This window comes from Rhodococcus sp. NPDC060090 (assembly GCF_042729855.1).
Lineage (GTDB): Bacteria > Actinomycetota > Actinomycetes > Mycobacteriales > Mycobacteriaceae > Rhodococcus.
Map to the genome: position 1 here is coordinate 73,969 of NZ_JBHWXB010000015.1, position 19,164 is coordinate 93,132.

The following is a 19,164-nucleotide window of genomic DNA, read 5'->3' on the forward strand; positions in this document are numbered from 1 at the left end:
TTGCTGGAGGAAAACTTGTTTCAGCGCGACAATCTCGGGTCGGTGGTGCGCCGGAGCTCTCGGGGGCTCGTCCCGTACCAGCGTCTGACCGCGTGGCTCAGGGTGGCCTGCTCGGTGAATCCGACCAGTTCGGCCACCCGCGAGAACGGCAGGTCGCCGGTAGTGATCAGGCGGTGTGCGGTGTCGCGGCGGAGGTCGTCGAGAACCGTGTCGAACGTGGTGCCTTCCTCGGCGAGCCGTCGCTGCAGTGTCCGGGGGTGTGTCGCGAGGAGGCGTGCGACGTCGGCCAATGCAGGCGGCGCGGCCAGCGTCGTCGCGACGATGCTGCGCACCTGAGTGCGGACCTTTTTTCCGGGGTCGGCGAAGTTGTCTGCCAGGAACTGGATTGCGACTTGCCGAATGGTCTCGTCGGCGTCCTCGAAGCGGTCGTCGAGGATCCGCCGGTCGATGCAGATGGCGGCCACGGCGCGGTCGAACTTCACATCGCTGCCGAAGAAGTCGGTGTATCTGTGCACAGGCGACAGGGGCCGGTGTGGGATCTCGATCGATCGCACGCCCACTCGCCCACCGACGAGGAGCACCGCGATGCGGAAGAAGAGCCCGAGACCCAGCTCGATTCCCTGCCTCGAATACGACGATTCGCGTAGATCCTTGCAGTACGTCAGCGCGACGACGCCGCGCCGATCGTACGGGTCGGGCTCGACGTCCACCCGGAGAGCAGGACTGTGGACGAACAAGAACTGTGTCGAACACCGAAGCGCGTCGGCCACGGTCGAGGATTGCTGGATCGCGAGCGCGAGCGGACCGAGGATGCTCAGGTCCTGCACACCGGCGAGTCGCAGGCCGAGGTCGGGGCAATCCAACTCGGCGGCCGCGGCGTCGAGCATCCGGTCGTGGGCCTCGATCGGGATGAGGTCGTCGTCGTGGTCGATCGACTTTCTGGACAGCGCGAATCGCTCCAGCAGCCCGTCCGGGTCTCCGCCGAGCTCCTCGACCAACGGTGCGAATCCGCGAAGACTCGCAGCGCGGATCATCGGGACCATGAGAGCAAAGACTATCCGTGATGCGCGCAGTCGCATCGGCGACCGGGCGCTCATAAGCTGCGGGACATGAACGCACACACGGACGTGAGACCCGCCGCCGGTGCCGACGCGACACGTCGGCAGGTTTTCGCGTGGGGCCTGTGGGACTGGGGCTCGGCAGCATTCAACGCGGTGATCCTCACGTTCGTGTTCTCGGTGTACCTGACCGATGCCGTCGGAGACGATCTACCCGGGTCGATGTCCGCGAGCACCTGGCTCGGTTGGTCGCTCGGTATCGCCGGTTTCGCCATCGCGGTTCTCGCCCCGGTCTCGGGGCAGAAGTACGACGCGAACGGGCGCCGAAAGCGCTCATTGGGGATCTTGACCTTCGCGACCGTCGTGTTGATGGCCGGGATGTTCTTCGTCCGCGACGACTATCAGTACCTGTGGCTCGGGCTCGTCCTGCTCGGTGCAGGCTCGGTGATCTTCGAACTTGCGAACATTCCGTACAACGCGATGCTCCGCCAGGTGTCCACCGAGGAGAACATCGGCAAGGTCTCCGGATTCGGCTGGTCGATGGGATATTTCGGTGGCATCGTGCTGCTGTTGCTGTGCTACACGGGTTTCATCGCGGGTGACGGAGACACCCGCGGGTTCCTGTCGATCACCACCGGCGACGGCCTCAACATCCGGTTCGTCGCGTTGCTCGCTGCGGTGTGGTTCGCGGTATTCGCGTTGCCGGTGTTGTTCACCGTGCCCGAGAAGCCACACCAACGCGCCGACGACGAACGGCGGGTCGGGTTCTTCGAGTCCTACCGGGTGCTGTGGCACGACCTGAAGGAACTGTGGAATGACGACCGGCGCACCGTCGCATACCTCGGTGCCTCCGCACTGTTCCGCGACGGACTCGCCGGCGTGTTCACCTTCGGTGCCGTCCTTGCGGTGACCGTCTACGAGATCAGCGCCGCCGACGTGTTGCTGTTCGGTGTGGCTGCGAACGTGGTGTCGGCACTCGGCGCGCTCGCCGCAGGCCGCGTCGACGACAGGGTCGGGCCGAAGGCGGTCATCGTCGTCTCATTGGTGTCGATGATCTTGGTGGGAGCGGTGCTGCTCGTGGTGTCCGGGCCGTTGATGTTCTGGATCTTCGGCCTTCTGCTGTGCCTTTTCGTCGGCCCCGCGCAGTCGTCGGCGCGTACCTTCCTGGCGCGCATCACTCCGATCGGCCGCGAGGGACAGATGTTCGGTCTCTACGCCACCACGGGGCGCGCGGTGTCGTTCCTGGCGCCCACCTTGTTCGGTTTCTTCGCGTGGTGGTTCGGTGCGGACCGGGCCGGCATCGTGGGTCTGCTCCTGGTACTGGCGTTGGGTCTGGCCGCGTTGCTGGCGGTGCGTGCGCCGGAACGTTCAGCTGTTCGGTGAGAGCACACCGACCACTTGCTCGTTTGCATTGCGGTGCCCCGCCGCGTTGGGATGGAGCGGGATACCCGGCGATGTCGGAACGATCCCTTCCATCCACCGCTGCTCAGGGGCAGCGCACGCGTCGTGTCCGATCGTCGATTCACGAAGATCGACGAACTCGGCTCCGGCCGCACGTACCTGCTGTTCCATCACTGCGTTGAGCCGGTCGATCTTGGACTGCAAGTACGTGGCGTCCTGCGGCCATATCCGTTGCTCCGGAAAGCATCCGTCATCTCGGATTCCCGTCGGGTAGCCGACGAACAGGATGCGCGCGTGCGGTGACCGTGTCCGGACTTCGTCAGTGATCGCGCTGTACACGGGCGCGAACGCATCGATGGCGGTATCGAACGAATCGACTTCGCCGGTCGCGGTCTCCGAGCAGGACACACCCGACGGGGCAGCGGCGAGATTGATGCACGAGATCGCCAATTGCACGAGTCCGATGTCGTTTCCGCCGATGCCCACCGTGACCAGGTCGGTGTCGGCCCGAAGCGCGTCGTACTGCGGTGGTACAGCAGTACGACCGAAGGGAGAGATCTGTTCGCCGGTGAGGTCGCGAGAGACGGCGCCGCCACACGACGCGTCGACGAAGTCACGTACGCCGAGCGCGTCCGCAACAAGGCTCGGGTAATTCACATCGGAACGTCCACAGCCGTCCGACGTGGACTGCGGTGGGATTCCCGGCCCGGCGACGAACGAATCGCCCAGGGCGACATACGAGTGGTAGGCCGGCTGAGCCGAAGCCGGTGCTATCGCTCCCACAGCAGCGGCCGTGGCTGCTACGGAAGCAGTAGCAGCGAAGCGAAACCAAATCGATGACCAGCGCACGTGTCCCCCGTCGTCCGATCGGTCCATCATGACCGTGCGGAACGGGGGTTGTCACGGAAATCGCCGTTACGCCTTGAAATACACCAATTGATGCGCGGTGGCGAGCAGTGTGTCGTTCGTGCTCCACAGGTGTGCGGTCTGGTCGAAGTAGTTCTGTCCGAACCGGTTGCTGCGGGCGGTCGCGAGGATCGGTCGATCACGCTGTGTTTCGATCTCGGTTGCGTCCGCATGGAAGTAGATCGTCAATGTCACCGTGCCCGCGGGAAGAGCGTGGCCGCGCCGCAGGAATGCGCGGGGATAGAACACATCGCACAGAGCGGTCAGCGAGGTGAAGTCGAGGGGCCGTGCCGGTTGGTCGCGAACCCAGAGCGTCGAGATGGAATCAGGGTACGGGGCCGCGTCGAGGCCGGGAATCGGCCCCTCGACGAAACGCATCTCGTAGTTCTTGCCCCACTCCACGAAGTCCGGGAAAGGAGTCACTGCTGTCTCGTGCTCGGGCAGCGCAGCGGGTGCGGCCAGTTCGGTGGACGCCCAGGTGTCCCTACGGTTGCCGAACACCGCGGTCGCGGTGGTGGTGACAGAACCGTCCTGGGACAATTCGATCGCCCAGTGCTGGCTCGAACGATTGGTGCGCACCGGCCGGGCGACCACCTCGAACTCGCCGTACTGGATCGCAGCCGCGTAGTTGACCGTGAGCGACAGCGGAGTACCGAAGACCTCGGGATGCAGCTGGATGGCCCGCAGCATCGTTGCAGCCGTGACACCTCCGAACGGCCCGACCATGTTCGCGTACGCGGGGTGGGTGTTTCCGGTGTAGCGGCCCGCATCGATGGCGGTGAGCTCGACAGCGGCGTCGAAGACGTGGACGGCGTTCTCGGTTTCGGGCATGAGGTCATGAAACCAGAGTCCGCGACCCGCTTCGATTACCGCCCGGGTAGGGGCGGTCGGATGAGGTACGTGGACTCACTGCCAGGGGGATTCGCACAGGTCCTGACGTGCTTTGTTCCAGAACGGAGTCAGCTCGACGGGGCCGGCGTCCGGGTGTGCGCCCCGGCCCAGCTCGACGAACTCGAGGACTGTTTTTCCCGCCGTACGCGAGTACACGCACGCCTGCAGGGTCAGTTCGGCCGCGTCGGCGAACGGCAGGGAGTTGCCCCACGGGCCGAGATCGGTCGAGTTCACGAACGTGTCGAGATCCGCGCCCCGGCGGTTGTACTCGAGCTGGAGTTCGTAACCGCAGGGCTCGCGGAACAAGGCGGTACAGGTCGTGGATCGCCCGTCGAGGACGAACGCGCTGTCGTCGAGGGTGCGCCGAGCCGGATCTTCTGGGCTCTCCCACGCCATGAAGAATGCCGCCACAGCGGCCGCGATCAACACGACCAGCAACACCACGCCGCGTTTCATGGGAATCGGCTCCTCATCGGCATCGTCTCATCCGCGCGCCGATGGCGGCCGCAGCATCATCGGTGCTCCAGATGTATGTGGTGGGGACCTTCACCGGTGGGAGATCTCCGGTGTCGCGGGTCATGGCCCGATACCAGTTGAGAGCGGCGGTGAGCGCGCCCGGTTCGCGCAGTACGCGAATGTATTCGTCGATTGCGTCGGTCGCTACTGTGTCGCCGAACATGACACGGAGTCGGCGCGCGTCCTCCGCGAGGAGGACACGTTCCGCGGTGCCGTCCTCACGGAACAGGGCGAAGTACGTCGAGCGTGCCTTCTGGTCGTCGTCCTCGCGCAACGCGCGACCGAACGCAGCCAGGTGCGGGATCGACAGCGCAGTCAGTGATCGCACCCGCTCCCGGTGGTGTGCGGCCACGTGCCAGGCGACCGAGGCGCCCCAGTCGTGTCCGACGATGTGTGCGTCGTCGACTCCGAATGCATCGAGAATTCCGAGGACATCCGCGCGCAGCGCGTCGATCCTGTAGTCCGCGACTTCACGTGGGCGGGCGCCGGGGGAGTAGCCGCGTTGATCGGGCAGCAGTACCCGCATTCCGTCGCGGCCAAGTTCGGCTGCCACCGCGTTCCAGCAGCGCGACGTCTGGGGAAAGCCGTGCAGCAGAACGATCGGTGGTCCGTCGGTCGGCCCCGCGACCCGGACGTCGAAGGTCAGATCGCCGAGCGTGACGGCAGCGGAGTCGAAACCCGCCGAATCGGGCCGTCCTGAATCGGGCCTTCCTGAATCGAACGCTGCGGTTTCGGGCACCATCCAACGGTACGTCCCGAAGTCAGTCGTGGAGTGGGTTCCACGCCGCCATTCCGAGCATGATCAGACGCATCTGTTTTTCGCCTCGGCCGAGAACCTCGGCCTCAGCGGGGCGACCGGGTTCGATGGCGAGCAGGTCGAGCACCACTTCGAACATGGCGGTGACGAGTAGATCGGCGGCCATCTCGAGGTCGTCGGCCTCCCATGCGGTGAGCTGCGGGATGCGAGCTAGGTCGATCGCGAGTTCGCGTGTGAGCAAGCGGAGTTCGACGGTGAAGGCCCGCGCCACTTCTGGGTGACCGCCGTGACGTTCGCGTGCGAGGAACCGGAATGCGAGCTCATGGTCGCGGACCTGACGGAGCAGTGCGGTCAGTGATGCCTGGGCGTTGGAAGGTCCAGGGTTGCGGCGTGCGTCGCGCAGAACCCAGCGCAGCAGTCGCATCGTGTCGCCGGCGAGTGCAACGCCGAGCTCTTCCATCGAGGCGAAATGCCGATAGAACGCCGTGGGCACGATGCCGACCGCTCGCGCGACCTCGCGCAGGCTCACACTCGCGAAACTGCGATCCGAGGACAGCTCGAGCGCGGCGTCGAGGATCGCCTGACGGGTGCGTTCTTTGCGTTCGGCCCGGCTGGTCGGTTCTGGGGCGGGGGCTACGGGCACGTTCCGAGTGTAGGCAGACGGTGCGCGGTGCGGGCGTGTCGCCCCCTGGGCCCGTGTTACCGCCGTCACAAGAGGGTTGACAGCGCACTGTGCGGGCCTGGCACACTGTATTCAGTGTACGCATGTGCACTGAACCGCTGCCTCTGCATCGGAAGGTTGGAAGCCATGACTGTGAGCCCCGCTCCGAGCCGTGTCCCACTCCGGGTCGGAGTCAGAAAACTCCTGTTCGGAGCACTCGGTGCACTCTCGACACCGCACCATCCGGACCGCTACCTCGAGCTCGCCGACCCACTCCTCGCGACCGCGGCCAACCGCGCCCGGATTGTACGTATCGATACAAGTGTGCACGGATCGACCACGGTGATCCTGCGTCCGGCGCGACCCTGCCGATTCGAGCCGGGGCAGCACATTCGGCTCGCCGTGGTGATCGAGGGAGTCCGGTACGTGCGCATGTTCTCGCCTGCGATCGTGCCCGGGACACGCGACGTGGTGCTCACCGTCGGCGATCGGCCCGGAGGGCTGGTCTCCGGACACCTCGCGGAGCGCGCACGGGTGGGGGACGTCGTCGAGGTCAGTGACGGCGAGGGGGACTTCGTGCTCCCCGAGTCGCGTCCGCCGCGCCTGTTGATGATCAGTGGCGGTTCCGGTATCACTCCGGTGTTGTCGATGCTCGGAGCGCTCGCTTCCGAAAAGGGCACGAGTGCAGTGACGTTCGTGTACTACGCACGCACTGCGGCGCACGTACCCCGCAGAGCGGAGCTCGAGGCATTGGCGGCACTACCCAACGTCGAGCTCGTGTTCGTCCATACCCGTGGCGAGGGTGGACACCTGCGCGGCCGATTCGACCGCGCACATCTCGACGCAGTCGCGCCGTGGTTCGCCGAAACCCCGACCTACGTGTGCGGCCCGTCCGGTCTGGTCGAGGGCGTACGAAACCTCTACCACGAGAACGGATCCACCGACCTGTTGCGCACCGAAGAATTCACGCTGCCCGCATACGCCGTCGACCCGGGCGATGCGTCGGGATCGGTGTCGTTCGCCGAGTCGGGAATCGTCGCCCCCAACAATGGCGCCACCGTACTCGAGCAGGCCGAAAATGCCGGACTCGCTCCGGAACACGGGTGCCGCATGGGGATCTGCCATACCTGCACCGCGGTCCGGTCATCCGGCTGCACACGTGATGTGCGGACGGGCGAGACCGATTCCGAACCGGGCACTCGTATCCAGATCTGTATCAGCGCACCGGTCGGCAACGTCACCGTCGAACTCTGACGGCAGTCACTCTCCGAGTCGAAGAAATTGGAGGACAGCATGTTCGGCTTGACTCTTCCATCGATCCCGTTCCTGTCGGGTGGTCGTACGAAACCCGCCGCAGCGGATCCGATCGTGCTCAGTCGCGATCAGGTCGACGAAATCGGCGGCGAGCTGGATGCGCTTCGGGAACGTACCGTCGCTTCCCTCGGTGCCAACGACCGCGACTATATCTACCGAATCATCAAGGCCCAGCGTAGGTTCGAGGTGGCCGGTCGTGGCCTGCTGTTCCTCGGCTTCTTCCCCCCGGCGTGGGTGGCAGGGGTGGCTTCACTCAGCGTGTCGAAGATCCTCGACAACATGGAGATCGGCCACAACGTCATGCACGGCCAATACGACTGGATGCGCGAACCGTCGCTCAACTCCCGCACATTCGAGTGGGACACGGTGTGCCCGTCGGATCAGTGGCGGCATTCGCACAACTACATGCACCACACCTACACCAACATCCTCGGGATGGATCGCGACATCGGGTACGGGGTCCTTCGTATGGACCCGGCGCAGAAGTGGCATCCGTACTATCTCGGCAACCCGGTGTACGCAACGGCATTGATGCTGCTGTTCGAATGGGGTGTCATGTTCCACGACGCGGAAGTCGAGCGGATCGTCTCGCGCGAGCGGAGCTGGCGGGACGTGATCCCGCTGGCGAAAGGCTGGTGGCGTAAGGCCCGGCGTCAGTTGATCAAGGATTACGTCGCGTTCCCGCTGTTGAGCGGTCCCATGCTCGTTCCCACTCTGGTGGGTAACGCGACCGCCAACCTGGTCCGGAACGTGTGGACGTTCTCGATCATCTTCTGCGGTCATTTCCCGTCGGGTGTGCAGTCGTTCTCGAAGGAGGAGACCTCGAACGAGACGCGCGGCGAATGGTACGTGCGCCAGATGCTCGGGAGTGCGAACATCAGCGGCACCCCGCTGTTCCACATCATGTCCGGCAACCTGTCACACCAGATCGAACACCACCTGTTCCCGGACCTGCCGGCACACCGTTACCCGGATCTGGCACCGCAGGTGCAGGCGCTGTGCGAGAAGCACGGATTGCCCTACAACACCGGTGGCCTGTTCGCGCAGGTCTCGTCCGTCTGGAAGAAGATCTTCCGGTTCGCTCTTCCGCCTGCCCTGGTGTCGCCGGAGCCGGAGACAGCGGTGCTCATCGACCGTCCATCGAGTTCCGGGCGCGGCTCGGAGACGGCGGGTACTCTCGCGCGGGAGAACGTATGAGGGGGGATCGGGCATGGTTGGAAGGTTCGAGCGGAACAAGGACGTCATTCAGGAAGTGACCGAATCGACGGCGACACATGTCGGCGCGATCGCGAGCATCATTGCCGGAGCGGTCCGCGACGTGACCCGCGAAATCGGTGACCTGATCACCGAAGGAATCGAAATGCGCGAGGCCTCGAAGAAGGCACGCAGCGATCACCGCGGTGACGAAGGCGCCGACGAGAAGGACGAGAAGTAGGCAGACCGACAAAAGCTCGCAGCCCTGGTGGATGACCACCAGGGCTGCGAGCTCTACATCAGGTCTGCGAGCGTCGTCAGATGACGCCGAGCGCGAACATCGCGTCGGCGACCTTCACGAAGCCGGCGATATTCGCGCCGTGCACGTAGTCGCCCGGCTTGCCGTACTCGGCAGCGGTCTCGATGCAGCGCCCGTGGATGTCGCGCATAATGCCCGCGAGGCGCTCATCGGTGTAGTCGAAGTGCCACGAATCGCGCGACGCATTCTGCTGCATCTCGAGTGCGGAGGTAGCGACGCCACCGGCGTTGGCTGCCTTGCCGGGAGCGAAACGAACGCCTGCCTCGCGGAACACCGCCACACCGCCGGGGGTGGTCGGCATGTTCGCGCCTTCGGCGACGACCTTGACACCGTTCTTGACGAGGGTCTTGGCGGCGTCCTCGTCGAGTTCGTTCTGGGTGGCGCAGGGGAGCGCGATGTCGCACGGCACCGTCCAGATGTTGCCGTCGGCGAAGAACTCTGCGTCGGTACGTTCCTCTGCGTATTCGCAGATGCGGCCGCGACGGATCTCCTTGATCTCCTTGAGGAGACTGCAGTCGATGCCGTTCTTGTCGTAGATGTAACCCGAGGAGTCCGATACCGCGACGACCTTGCCGCCGAGCTTGTGGATCTTCTCGATCGCGTAGATCGCGACGTTGCCCGAGCCCGACACCACTGCGGTCGATCCCTCGATGGAGTAACCGCGGGCCTTGGCCATCTCAGCGACGAAGTATGCGACACCGTAGCCGGTGGCTTCCTTGCGGACCTGCGATCCGCCCCAGGTGAGACCCTTGCCCGTGAGGACACCGGACTCGTAGGAGTTCGTCAGACGCTTGTACTGGCCGAACAGGTAGCCGATCTCGCGGCCGCCGACGCCGATATCACCCGCGGGGACGTCGGTGTACTCACCGATGTGGCGCTGCAGTTCGGTCATGAACGACTGGCAGAAGCGCATGATCTCCTGCTCGGAACGGCCCTTGGGGTCGAAGTCCGAGCCGCCCTTGCCGCCACCGATAGGCAGGCCGGTGAGTGCGTTCTTGAAGATCTGCTCGAAGCCGAGGAACTTCACGATGCCGAGATTTACACTCGGATGGAAGCGCAGGCCACCCTTGTAGGGGCCGAGCACGCTGTTGTACTGCACGCGGAAACCGCGGTTGACGTGCACCTGGCCGTGGTCGTCGATCCACGGCACGCGGAAGATGATCTGCCGCTCGGGCTCACAGAGACGCTCGATGAGCCCGGAGTCGAAGTAGGAGGGGTGCCGTTCGAGCACTACGTGCAGAGACTCGAATACCTCGGCCGCAGCCTGATGGAACTCGGGCTCGCCCGCGTTGCGGGCCTTCACCTGTTCATAGATCTCTGCGATGCGGTCCGAGGTCGACACGCCCACCTACCTGACTGTGAGAAGACTGTTACACCGTATTTACGTCGTGAACTATAGGGGCCGAGTACTGCTCTCTGGTAATCCGGTGCCCTCGTGCGACAAGGAACACAGGTGTCGCGGCGCGTGAATACGTGCGTGCCGGGGTTGCCGAAACAGAACATTCGGAGACTGTGGATCCGACGCGATTCGTGCCCTGCATGCCGCGTGCTCGTCGCGGTCGGTCTACCGAGGTGAACGCAGAGATGTAGGGCTGCTGCACGGGACGAGATACGGCGGTGACCAGCGTGGATTCACATGTTCTCGCCCGGGAGGCGACTGGCCTGCTCGATCCACGAGCGAAGCCGGTCCTCGTCCAGTTCCTCGTCCTCGTGGATGTCGAGGTAGCGCACCTCGTCGTGCTTGGAGGCCTTCGGCGGGACGGGGTCGAGTGACGTCCCTCGGAAGAACTGCACCTGCACATACTTCGTGTAGCAACGGAACGAGAGAAACCAGCCGTCCTCTTCGAAGCCGTAGAACGGCTGGTTCCACTTGACTGCCTTGTGTACATCCGGAACCACGTCGACGACGAGTGCGTCGAGGCGCTCGCCGATATCGCGTTTCCACTCGGGCATAGCGGTGATATACGCCGCGACAGGGACGTTTCCCTCACCCTTGGGGATCTGAGGATTGCCACCCGAGAGCAACTTCGGCCCCGCGTCGTTCTTCTTGTGGCCGGTCATCGGCGACCTCCTGGAGCAGAGTTCGTGCACAGGATTGCAGTGCACATACAACGACATCGATTGTATTGGCGATCTGCGCCGAGGTCGGTGATTGCGAAAGTGGGTGCCCCCGGCAGGACTCGAACCTGCGACCTAGAGATTAGAAGGCTCTTGCTCTATCCAGCTGAGCTACGGGGGCGCGGCCAAAATCTTAACGGGGCCGCGTCGTCGGGCGCGGAGAGGGTCTCTCACACGGTGCGGGCGGGACCGGGGTCTCCGGTATCCTCGGTGTTCGCCTCGATGGTGTCGTCCGACGGCGACGCGGAGTCCGATTCGTCGACCGCGTCCGCCTTGCCTGTGTGCAACCTCTGCATCACGTGGTCGACCCCGATGCCCAGCAATACGGCGACGCAGATCGAGACGACGGCGCCGAGGAGCGGCTGGTCGTGGAAGAACCCGCCCACGAGTCGTCCCATCATCGACGAGTACACCGCCCAGGTGAGCCCTCCGATGATCGTCAGCGGCACGAACTTCTTCCGCGGGTAGCGCGTAGCTCCGGCGGTCATGTTCACGGCGATCCGGCCGATGGGTATGTACCGTGCGGTGATGATGATCGCCGCGCCGCGCTTGTCCAGACCGTGACGCGCCCAGGCGAACGCCTTGCGCGCCCGGGGCTTGCGCATCCATGCGAAGCGTTCGGTGCCGACCTTCCGTCCGATCGTGTAGGCGATGTTGTCGCCGATGATCGCACCTAGTGCTGCGAGCGGAATGACCAGCCAGAGGTACGGCTTTCCGGTCGAGCCCGAGAGTGACGCGAGGGTGACGAGGATGGTCTCGCTCGGTACCGGGGGGAAGAAGCCGTCGAGGATGCACACGAAGAACAGAAGAGGATAGACCCACAGGGCTGCTGCCTGGCCGATGATGAGGTCGTTGATCACGTCCATGGGGGCGGTGGTGCTCCTGTCGGGTCACAGCGGTTACTACTTCTACGGTATTCGCAGTCGAGTGGGAGCACATCAGGGTGACTCCCGATCCGGGCCCCAGGAGCCGTCTCGATCGCGCATGCGATGTGTTCGCGCCTGCCCGTTTCGGGCATCGAACTGGGGGTTGGTCGCAATAGTCCGGTTTCGACACCGGAATGCGACGTCGGCACTACCCTGAGCAGCGCGGGGGATGGGGATACATGCGGTGTGTTCGGTGTGGTGGGATTCACCCTAGGCGGGGAGTGAAACATGCAGGTTCCGGGCCCCTTCGGCTACGAGCGCGCCACAGATGTGGAACACGCGATAGCTCTGCTCGAACGGTTGGGTGAGGAGTCCCGAGTCATTGCCGGAGGGCACAGTCTGCTGCCCATGATGAAACTCAGGCTCGCCGATCCCGAGCATCTGATCGATATCAACGATCTCGGCGACGAACTCGCCTACATCGAGATCGAGCCGGAGACGGTCCGTATCGGAGCATTGACCCGTCACCGCACACTGCTCGAGTTCGAGGGCCTCGAAGCCGTGTTCCCGATCTTCCGGGACGCAGAGAAGGTCATCGCCGATCCGGTGGTGCGCAACCGCGGCACGATCGGCGGCTCGCTGTGTCAGGCAGACCCCGCGGAAGACCTCTCGACGGTGTGCTCGGTGCTCGATGCCACGTGTGTCCTCCGCGGTCCGTCGGGGGTGCGCGAGTTGTCGTTCACCGAGTTCCACCTCGGGCCCTATGAAACAGCGGTTGCCTCCGATGAGCTTCTCGTGGAGGTCCGCCTGCCACGCAGGGGCGCCGGTTCGAGTGCCTACGCGGAGGTGGAGCGCCGCGCAGGCGACTGGGCAGTCGCAGCGGCAGGCGCCGCAGTGTGGATGTCCGGTGATGCGATCACAGACGCCCGTGTCGGCCTCACCGCTGTCCGGGCCGATACGGAGGCACTCGCGGCGATCACGGATCTGCTCCGCGGTGAGGCTCCGTCGGAGGAGCTGTTCCGCGAGGCCGGAGCGATCGCATCGGCCGCGTGCTCACCGGAATCCGACCAGCGTGGTACCGCCGAATACAAGCGCCACCTCGCCTCGGAACTGACCGTGCGGACGCTGCGCCGCGCGGTCGAACGACTCGGCTCGCTCGAAGGGAATCGACCTCGATGAAGATCTCGATGACGGTCAACGGTGAAGACGTCGAGTCCGACGTCGAACCGCGTACGCTGCTCGTCCATTTCCTCCGCGACCATCTGCAGCTGACCGGAACCCACTGGGGTTGCGACACCAGCAATTGCGGGACGTGCGTCGTCTCGATCGACGGCGAACCCGTCAAGTCGTGCACGACGCTCGCTGTGATGACCGCAGGCCACGAGGTGCGGACCGTCGAGGGCCTCGAGAAAGACGGCGTCCTCGATCCGGTGCAGGAAGGCTTCATGCGCTGCCACGGACTCCAGTGCGGATTCTGCACACCGGGCATGATGATCACCGCTCGCGCGCTGCTCGACCGAGATCCGGACCCGGACGACGCGACGATCCGTGAAGCGATCTCCGGTCAGATCTGCCGGTGCACCGGTTACACCACGATCGTGCGCTCGGTGCGCTGGGCGGCCGAGCACTCGAACTCCGACAAGGATGTGGAGGCCACGTCATGACCGCTGTCGAATCAGACCGCGAAGTCCAGGAAACAGGAGATCCGGCAGCTGCGGACAACGACTGTAAGCCGTGCGGTCACGGTCGCATGCTCCGCAAGGAGGATCCCCGGTTCATCCGCGGGCAGGGCCAGTACGTCGACGACATCCAGCTGCCCGGCATGTTGCACATGTCGATACTGCGTTCTCCGGTCGCGCATGCTCGGATCCTCGGCATCGACACCTCTGCGGCGTTGGCGCACCCGAGGGTCAAGGCCGTCATCACCGGCGCCGACCTGGCGGAGAAGGGTCTGGCGTGGATGCCGACCCTGTCCAACGACGTGCAAGCCGTGCTCGCCACCGACAAGGTGCGGTTCCACGGTCAGGAGGTCGCGTTCGTCGTGGCGGAGGACCACTACTCGGCACGCGACGCGCTCGAACTCATCGATGTCGATTACGACATCCTCGAACCCGTCGTGGACGTCCGCACCGCCCTCTCGCCCGAGGCGCCCATCATCCGCACCGACCTCGAGGGCAAGACCGACAACCACTGCTTCGACTGGGAAGCCGGCGATGCAGCGGCGACCGACGCGGTGTTCGCGCGCGCCGACGTCGTCACCCGCCAGGAGATCGTCTACCCGCGGGTGCACCCCGCACCCATGGAGACCTGTGGAGCGGTCGCAGACTACAACCGGGTCACCGGCAAGCTCACGCTGTGGTCGACGACGCAGGCACCTCACGCGCACCGAACGTTGTACGCGCTGGTCGCGGGTCTGCCCGAACACAAGATCCAGGTGATCTCACCCGACATCGGCGGCGGATTCGGCAACAAGGTTCCGATCTACCCCGGTTACGTGGGGGCGATCGTCGCGTCCCTCGTGATCGGCAAGCCTGTCAAATGGATGGAAGATCGCAGCGAGAACCTGATGAGCACAGGTTTCGCACGCGACTACATCATGGTCGGCGAGGTCGCGGCGACCCAGGAAGGCAAGATCCTCGCGATCCGGACGCAGGTCCTTGCAGACCACGGCGCATTCAATGCCACCGCCGCGCCTGTGAAGTACCCGGCCGGGTTCTTCGGTGTGTTCACCGGCAGCTACGACATCGAGGCCGCCTACTGCCACATGACGGCCGTCCACACGAACAAGGCGCCCGGCGGCGTCGCGTACGCGTGCTCGTTCCGGATCACCGAGGCCGTGTACCTCGTCGAGCGGCTCGTCGACTGCCTCGCATTCGATCTCGAGATGGACCCGGCGGAGCTGCGGCTGAAGAACCTGCTGCGACCCGACCAGTTCCCGTACACCAGCCAGACGGGTTGGAAGTACGATTCGGGCGACTACGAGACCACCATGCGCAAGGCCATGGGCATGATCGGCTACGACGATCTGCGCCGCGAACAGGCCGAGCGCCGGACCCGCGGTGAGCTGATGGGCATCGGCATGGCGTTCTTCACCGAAGCGGTCGGGGCGGGCCCCCGCAAAGACATGGACATCCTCGGTCTCGGCATGGCCGACGGTTGCGAACTCCGTGTGCACCCGACCGGCAAAGCGGTGGTCAGACTGTCGGTACAGAGCCAGGGACAGGGGCACGAGACGACGTTCGCGCAGATCGTCGCCGAGGAGATCGGTATCCCGCCCGACGACATCGATGTCGTGCACGGCGACACCGACAACACCCCGTTCGGTCTCGGCACCTACGGCAGCAGGTCGACGCCGGTGTCGGGCGCGGCGGCAGCTCTCGTCGCACGTAAGGTGCGCGACAAGGCGAAGATCATCGCTTCGGGGATGCTCGAAGTCTCGGTCGCCGACCTGGAATGGAACAAGGGCTCCTTCCATGTCAAGGGCGATCCGTCCGCGGCTGTGACGATCCAGGACATCGCGATGCGCGCACACGGTGCCGGCGACCTCCCGGAAGGGCTCGAAGGGGGTCTCGAAGCCCAGATCTGTTACAACCCGGAGAATCTCACCTATCCGTACGGTGCATACTTCTGTGTCGTCGACATCGACCCCGGTACCGCCGAGGTGAAGGTCCGTCGATTCCTCGCGGTCGACGACTGCGGCACCCGGATCAACCCGATGATCATCGAAGGCCAGGTGCACGGTGGCATCGTCGACGGCATCGGCATGGCCCTCATGGAGATGATCTCGTTCGACGAGAACGGCACATGCCTCGGCGGCTCGTTCATGGACTACCTGATCCCCACAGCGCTCGAGGTGCCGACGTTGGAGACCGGACACACGGTCACCCCGTCGCCACACCACCCGATCGGCGCGAAGGGAATCGGTGAATCCGCCACGGTCGGCTCACCGCCCGCCATCGTCAACGCGGTGCTGGATGCGTTGAAGCCGCTCGGGATCAGGCACGCCGACATGCCGCTGACCCCGTCTCGGGTATGGGAAGCAATGCAGGGCCGGGCGACACCCCCGATCTGATGAACCGAATCGAACGGCGAGAGGGGGAGCAGGCATGGATCTGAGCATCCGTGAGACACAGCTACGCGAAGACCGGTTGCCGTTCGTGCGGGCGACGGTGGTCCGTGCTCAAGCACCCACGTCCGCTCACTCCGGCGACAACGCACTCGTGCTCATCGACGGCACGATCGAAGGATTCGTGGGTGGGCAGTGCACCGAAACCTCGGTGCGCGCGGCAGCACAGCAGGCGCTCGACCGGGGCGAAGGTGTGCTGCTGCGGGTCCTGCCCGCGGAATCCGACGGCTTCCCCGAGACACCGGGTGCAACGATCGCTGTCAACCCCTGCATGTCGGGAGGAGCAATGGAGATCTTCCTCGAACCACAGTTGCCGCCCACACTCGTTGCGGTGTCGGGCACCTCGCCGATCGCGCAGGCGGTCGCCGACTTCGCCCGCAGGGTCGACTACCTGGTCGAACAGATCAGCGGATCCGAGATCCCGGCCGGCGCGTCCGCAGTGATCATCGCGACGCACGGCGGCGACGAAGCCGCGGTGATCCGGGCAGCGCTCGATGCGGGTGTCGGCTACGTCGGTCTCGTTGCAAGCCCCCGGCGCGGCCGTTCTGTCCTCGAAGGGATCGAGTCGAGCGTTGAGGAACGCGCGCGCGTGCACACCCCGGCAGGACTCGACGTCGGGGCGCGGACGGCGGCGGAGATCGGGTTGTCGATCGTCGCCGACATCGTGCGAGCAGTGCGAAGCGGTGAACTTTCGAAAACGCCCCGAGTATCGCGTCCGGTGTCGCGGACCGCTGTCGACCCGGTGTGCGGCATGACCGTGACGGTGACGGAATCGACGCCGCACCTCGTCGTTGCAGGCGTCGACGTGTGGTTCTGCTGCCCCGGATGCCGACGCGCCTACCAGAAGGAACACGCGGCGTGAGCGACTCGACCCGATCGTGGTCCTTCACCGACGTCGCGGAGGTGCTCGCGCGGTTCGACTCCCGCGACCACCTCCTCGACGAAGGCACCGCAAGCGCGATATATCTGGCCGCCGAACTGGGTCGGCCGCTGCTCCTCGAAGGAGAACCCGGTGTCGGTAAGACCACCGCGGCGAAAGTGCTTGCAGATGTCCTCGGGAGCAAGCTGATCCGATTGCAGTGCTACGAGGGGCTGTCGACCTCGGAGGCGTTGTACGACTGGAACTATCAGCGTCAACTGCTCGCCATCCGGCTCGCCGAAGTTCACGGAAACACCCCGAAGGAGGACGGCCTCTACACCGAGGAATACCTGCTCGAACGTCCGATTCTCGAGTGCGTCCGGCATCGGGGCGATGCTCCGGCCGTCCTCCTGGTCGACGAAATCGACCGTGCCGACGACGAATTCGAGGCTCTCCTGCTTGAGTTCCTCGGTGAATTCAGCGTCACCGTCCCCGAACTCGGAACACTCACTGCCGCACAGCGACCCGTCGTGGTCCTGACGTCCAACCGTAGCCGCGATCTGCACGACGCATTGCGTCGGCGTTGCCTCTACCACTGGATCGACTACCCCGACCGTGAACGCGCCGTCGCGATTCTGCGGCGCACGGTGCCGGAGGCGAACGCGGCGCTCGTCGCGCGGGCCACCGATTTCGTGGCCGCGGTACGCGGACTCGACCTCGACAAGGCCCCCGGCATCGCGGAAACCATCGACTGGGTGTCCGCGCTTTCGGCGCTCGGCGTCTCCGACCTCGCGCGTCCCGGTGCCGGTGTGTCGTTGGCGGCGCTCGCCAAGACCCCCGACGACCGCGATGCAGTGGGGGAGGCCTTCACCGATTTCGTAGTGGCAGGTTCATCGTGACGGCCCTACTGCTTCCCGGTATCGACCTGGCGGCGTTCGCGGTCGGTCTCGCCGATCGGCTTCGTCGCTCCGGAATCGCCGTGACGGTCGACGGCGCCGCGACACTGACCCGGGCGCTGCGCCTGCAATCACCGCGCACCCGCTCACAGCTGTATTGGGCGGCCCGGCTCACCCTCGTCGACCGACACGAGAACCTCGAGAAGTTCGACGTCGTGTTCTCGGCAGTGTTCGACCACGGCATGGTACCGATGGACCCGCATGCTCGCCGCGCCGGACTTCACCACGGTGGGCACGATCGGCCATCGACGAATTCCTCGACCATCGGCGGCCGCCGCTTCGAGACGGGCGGCGATGTGCCGTGGGTGACGCGCACCGTCACCGGTACTCTCAGCGAACGGTCGTCGGAGGACAGTCCCAGACCCGGCGACCGGATTCCCAGCGCCCTCGAAGCTGTCGCCGATCAGCGGTTCTCCGACCTCGATCCCGCACGCCTGGCCGAGATCTCCTCGTGGCTCGAGCATGCCGCGATGACGTGGCCGACCCGGGTCGGCCGCCGACGCGAATCGCATCACACTGGACGGCTCGATCTGCGTGCGAGTATCGCGGCATCGCGACACACGGGGTACGAACCGGTACGACTCGTCCACACCCGATCTGCGCGGCGTCGACGTCGACTCGTGCTGTTCTGCGACGTAAGCCGCTCGATGCGCGCCTTTGTCGACATCTATCTACTTTTGATGCGCGCTGTCGTGCGCACCGGAGATGCCGAGGTCTTCGCATTCTCGACCACGGCGGCACGTTTGACACCGACGTTGAAGAACCGGTCCGTCGAGCAGGCGATCGACGCCGTCAACGACCACGTCGAGACGCGTTTCGGCGGTACCCGGATTGCAGGATCACTCTCCTCTGTTCTGCGTTCTCACCGTGGTCAGTCGTTGCGCGGCGCGATCGTCGTGATCGCATCGGACGGGTGGGACAGCGACGATCCGGACGACCTGGCTCGGGTCATGACACAGATCCGGCGACGCGCGCACCGGGTGGTGTGGCTCAACCCGCGCGCCGGTCTGCGCGACTTCGCACCGTCGACCGGTTCGATGGCGGCGGCCTTGCCTCACTGCGACGTGCTGCTTCCCGCCGACACGCTCGCCGCTCTGCGCGACGCGATCGATGTGGTGCTTGCCCCGACCTACCGCTATGCATAGTTGCCTGCCCACAAGTTCGCCGTGCTCCTCGGTGGTGACACGAGTCTCCGACACGGCGTCGTAGCCGGATTCTGTGA

General features: G+C 65.0%; 19 protein-coding genes and 1 tRNA gene. 10 read left to right on the forward strand and 10 right to left on the reverse strand.

The window, feature by feature from the left end:
* Nucleotides 1–20: 20 nt before the first annotated feature.
* Nucleotides 21–1,043, reverse strand: a complete 1,023-nt coding sequence (locus ACFWCF_RS20330) for an AraC family transcriptional regulator (RefSeq protein WP_378565147.1) — start codon at nucleotides 1,041–1,043, stop codon at nucleotides 21–23.
* 66 nt (nucleotides 1,044–1,109) lie between these two features.
* On the opposite strand from ACFWCF_RS20330, the gene ACFWCF_RS20335 reads away from it, so the two are divergent.
* Nucleotides 1,110–2,441: an MFS transporter gene (locus tag ACFWCF_RS20335; protein ID WP_378565150.1), complete on the forward strand. Its 1,332-nt coding sequence runs from the start codon at nucleotides 1,110–1,112 to the stop codon at nucleotides 2,439–2,441.
* On the opposite strand, the gene ACFWCF_RS20340 is transcribed toward ACFWCF_RS20335, so the two are convergent.
* From ACFWCF_RS20340 to ACFWCF_RS20360, 5 genes are all read right to left on the reverse strand, one after another.
* Nucleotides 2,427–3,242 (reverse strand): SGNH/GDSL hydrolase family protein, encoded by an 816-nt coding sequence (locus ACFWCF_RS20340; RefSeq protein ID WP_378565153.1) that lies wholly within the window; start codon nucleotides 3,240–3,242, stop codon nucleotides 2,427–2,429. The two genes, ACFWCF_RS20335 and ACFWCF_RS20340, sit on opposite strands and share 15 nt — an antisense overlap.
* Before the next feature lie 132 nt (nucleotides 3,243–3,374).
* Nucleotides 3,375–4,196, reverse strand: a complete 822-nt coding sequence (locus ACFWCF_RS20345) for an acyl-CoA thioesterase (protein WP_378565156.1) — start codon at nucleotides 4,194–4,196, stop codon at nucleotides 3,375–3,377.
* A gap of 75 nt (nucleotides 4,197–4,271) precedes the next feature.
* Nucleotides 4,272–4,712, reverse strand: coding sequence for a hypothetical protein (locus ACFWCF_RS20350; RefSeq protein ID WP_378565159.1), 441 nt, complete (start codon nucleotides 4,710–4,712; stop codon nucleotides 4,272–4,274).
* Between the two features lie 13 nt (nucleotides 4,713–4,725).
* Nucleotides 4,726–5,418: an alpha/beta fold hydrolase gene (locus ACFWCF_RS20355; RefSeq protein ID WP_378565356.1), complete on the reverse strand. Its 693-nt coding sequence runs from the start codon at nucleotides 5,416–5,418 to the stop codon at nucleotides 4,726–4,728.
* Nucleotides 5,419–5,533: 115 nt separating this feature from the next.
* Entirely contained in the window at nucleotides 5,534–6,172 is a 639-nt protein-coding gene (locus ACFWCF_RS20360) for a TetR family transcriptional regulator (RefSeq protein ID WP_378565162.1), read from the reverse strand.
* A gap of 165 nt (nucleotides 6,173–6,337) precedes the next feature.
* Between ACFWCF_RS20360 and ACFWCF_RS20365 the strand changes: the two genes are divergently transcribed.
* From ACFWCF_RS20365 to ACFWCF_RS20375, 3 genes are read left to right on the forward strand one after another with little or no spacing between them, the layout of a single operon-like run.
* Nucleotides 6,338–7,444 (forward strand): ferredoxin reductase, encoded by a 1,107-nt coding sequence (locus tag ACFWCF_RS20365; protein ID WP_378565165.1) that lies wholly within the window; start codon nucleotides 6,338–6,340, stop codon nucleotides 7,442–7,444.
* A gap of 39 nt (nucleotides 7,445–7,483) precedes the next feature.
* The gene (locus ACFWCF_RS20370; RefSeq protein WP_378565168.1) at nucleotides 7,484–8,701 is read left to right on the forward strand and encodes a fatty acid desaturase family protein; all 1,218 of its coding nucleotides are present in this window, start codon (nucleotides 7,484–7,486) and stop codon (nucleotides 8,699–8,701) included.
* Between the two features lie 13 nt (nucleotides 8,702–8,714).
* Complete coding sequence (locus ACFWCF_RS20375; protein ID WP_378565170.1) at nucleotides 8,715–8,939, forward strand: hypothetical protein; 225 nt, start codon at nucleotides 8,715–8,717, stop codon at nucleotides 8,937–8,939.
* Nucleotides 8,940–9,015: 76 nt separating this feature from the next.
* Here ACFWCF_RS20375 and gdhA read toward each other — a convergent pair whose 3' ends face one another.
* The 4 genes from gdhA to ACFWCF_RS20395 form a co-directional block, all read right to left on the reverse strand.
* A complete protein-coding gene (gdhA, locus tag ACFWCF_RS20380) occupies nucleotides 9,016–10,359 on the reverse strand; it encodes an NADP-specific glutamate dehydrogenase (RefSeq protein ID WP_378489989.1) in 1,344 nt (447 codons plus the stop codon).
* Nucleotides 10,360–10,649: 290 nt separating this feature from the next.
* Complete coding sequence (locus tag ACFWCF_RS20385) at nucleotides 10,650–11,078, reverse strand: DUF1801 domain-containing protein (RefSeq protein ID WP_378565173.1); 429 nt, start codon at nucleotides 11,076–11,078, stop codon at nucleotides 10,650–10,652.
* Between the two features lie 104 nt (nucleotides 11,079–11,182).
* Nucleotides 11,183–11,256, reverse strand: a tRNA-Arg gene (locus ACFWCF_RS20390).
* A gap of 49 nt (nucleotides 11,257–11,305) precedes the next feature.
* Entirely contained in the window at nucleotides 11,306–12,001 is a 696-nt protein-coding gene (locus tag ACFWCF_RS20395) for a DedA family protein (RefSeq protein WP_378565176.1), read from the reverse strand.
* A gap of 288 nt (nucleotides 12,002–12,289) precedes the next feature.
* Between ACFWCF_RS20395 and ACFWCF_RS20400 the strand changes: the two genes are divergently transcribed.
* From ACFWCF_RS20400 to ACFWCF_RS20425, 6 genes are read left to right on the forward strand one after another with little or no spacing between them, the layout of a single operon-like run.
* A complete protein-coding gene (locus ACFWCF_RS20400; protein WP_378565179.1) occupies nucleotides 12,290–13,180 on the forward strand; it encodes an FAD binding domain-containing protein in 891 nt (296 codons plus the stop codon).
* Entirely contained in the window at nucleotides 13,177–13,665 is a 489-nt protein-coding gene (locus ACFWCF_RS20405) for a (2Fe-2S)-binding protein (RefSeq protein ID WP_378565182.1), read from the forward strand. The genes ACFWCF_RS20400 and ACFWCF_RS20405 overlap by 4 nt, the downstream gene beginning before the upstream one ends.
* A complete protein-coding gene (locus ACFWCF_RS20410) occupies nucleotides 13,662–16,073 on the forward strand; it encodes an aerobic carbon-monoxide dehydrogenase large subunit (protein ID WP_378565185.1) in 2,412 nt (803 codons plus the stop codon). The genes ACFWCF_RS20405 and ACFWCF_RS20410 overlap by 4 nt, the downstream gene beginning before the upstream one ends.
* 34 nt (nucleotides 16,074–16,107) lie before the next feature.
* Nucleotides 16,108–16,989, forward strand: a complete 882-nt coding sequence (locus ACFWCF_RS20415; RefSeq protein WP_378565188.1) for an XdhC family protein — start codon at nucleotides 16,108–16,110, stop codon at nucleotides 16,987–16,989.
* Entirely contained in the window at nucleotides 16,986–17,885 is a 900-nt protein-coding gene (locus tag ACFWCF_RS20420) for an AAA family ATPase (protein ID WP_378565191.1), read from the forward strand. Before ACFWCF_RS20415 ends, ACFWCF_RS20420 begins: the two co-directional genes overlap by 4 nt.
* A complete protein-coding gene (locus tag ACFWCF_RS20425) occupies nucleotides 17,879–19,087 on the forward strand; it encodes a VWA domain-containing protein (protein WP_378565359.1) in 1,209 nt (402 codons plus the stop codon). The genes ACFWCF_RS20420 and ACFWCF_RS20425 overlap by 7 nt, the downstream gene beginning before the upstream one ends.
* Nucleotides 19,088–19,164 lie beyond the last annotated feature (77 nt).